2 protein-coding genes are annotated in these 1,641 nt (G+C 68.4%); both read right to left on the reverse strand.

Annotation, left to right across the window (positions count from 1 at the left end):
* Positions 1–108: 108 nt before the first annotated feature.
* Positions 109–630 carry a TRAP transporter small permease gene (locus HA630_RS00370; protein ID WP_166832008.1) on the reverse strand — a complete coding sequence of 174 codons (522 nt, stop codon included), beginning with the start codon at positions 628–630 and terminating at the stop codon, positions 109–111.
* A 102-nt stretch (positions 631–732) separates the two neighbouring features.
* On the reverse strand, positions 733–1,641 hold a 909-nt coding region (locus tag HA630_RS00375; RefSeq protein ID WP_166832010.1), incomplete at its 5' end, for a TRAP transporter substrate-binding protein.

Genomic DNA, 1,641 nt, shown 5'->3' on the forward strand with positions numbered 1-1,641 from the left:
ACAGCACCGCCAGGTCGTTGGTGGCCATGAAGGCGATGGCCCCGGCCAGGATGGTGCCGACGATGGGCAGGCCCGCGAACAGCAGGCCGAAGAAGACGATCAGCGCGGTCATGCGGCGGCTCCGGTGGTGGCGGTGTTGGCCGGCCACAGGGCGGCGCGTGCGTGGCGCAGCACCGCGGCGAACTGGTGGAAGGCCAGGCTGGCCATGGCCAGCGGCAGCGCGCTGTAGTTGTACCAGCGCGGCAGCTGGGTGGTGGCGCCCAGCTCCAGCCGCGATTCGGGCAGGTTCACCCAGTCCCAGCCCAGCTGGGCCATGAACAGCGCCAGCGCCAGGAACAGCGCGCCCAGCAACGCCAGCCAGGCGTGGCGCGCGCGCGGCCCCAGGGCGCGCGGCAGGAAGTCGATGCTGACGAGCTGCCCGTTGTGCGTCAGCAGCGACAGGCCGAACAGCGTCACGAACACCAGCAGCTGGGCGGCGATTTCCTCGGCCCAGAAAATGGGGCTGCCGAAGAAGTAGCGCCGGATGACCTGCGCCATCATGATGCCGGCGATGCCCGCGGTCAGCAACACCACCAGGGCTTTTTCCAGCTTGGCCAGCCAGTCGTCGAGGGTCTGAATCAGGGCGTACATGCCGTGCCTTTCAGAAAATGCAGCAAAGCAGACAGGGCCCTCGACGGGCGCTGTCTGCCGGGCGGTGAACGCGGTGGCGCGGCCCGCGGCCGCGCCCGGGCGTCACAGGTCCTTGGCTTGTTGGTAGAAGCTGGCGATCAGCGGGTTCTTGGCGGTGTACTGGGCGCGCACTTTGCCGCCCACGGCCTGGAAGGACTTGAGGTCGGCGGTCACCACCTTGGCGCCGTCGGCCTTGGCCTTGGTCAGGTTGTCGCCGTCGGCCTGGATGGCGGCCTGGTAGCCCCATTGCTCGGCCTCGGCCACCACTTTGGTGATCGTGTCGCGTTCGGCCGGGCTGCGGGCGTCCCACCATTTCTTGGAGACGACGATCGCGGCCGGGAAGGCCATGTGGTTGGTCAGCGTCAGGTGGGGGGCCTGCTGGTGGAATTTCAGGCCGACCAGGGCGTCCAGGTCCACGTCCACCGCGTCCAGCAGCTTGGTGGTCAGCGACGGCGCCACTTCCGACAGCGGCATGGCGGTGGGGGCGGCGCCGTTGGCGTTCCACCAGTCGTTGTAGATGGGGCTGGGGAAGGAGCGGATCTTCTTGCCGCTCAGGTCCTTGGCGTTGGCCACCGGCTGCAGCGCCAGCACGTGGCGCATGCCGGCGAAGGCCCAGCCCAGGCCGACCAGGCCGTGCGGTTCCAGGCGCTTGAGCATTTCCTTGGCGGCGGGCGTCTGGGTGGCGCGGGTGGCGTGGGCCACGTCTTTGAAGGTATAGGGCAGCGACCAGGCCAGGAACGCTTCTTCGCGGTTGGACAGGCCGCCCACCGTCAGCACGCCCATCTGCAGGGCGCCGGAACGCAGCAGCTGGATCATCTGGCCTTCGTTGCCCAGTTTGGACAGCGGGCTGACGTCCACCTTCATCTTGCCGCCGCTGGCTTTTTGCAGGTCGGCGTTGATTTTTTCGGACACCTGGTGCCACACATGGGTGGGCGGGGTGACGTGGCCGAGCTTGAGGGTCTGGGCCTGGGC

The organism is Aquabacterium sp. A08 (genome assembly GCF_011742065.1).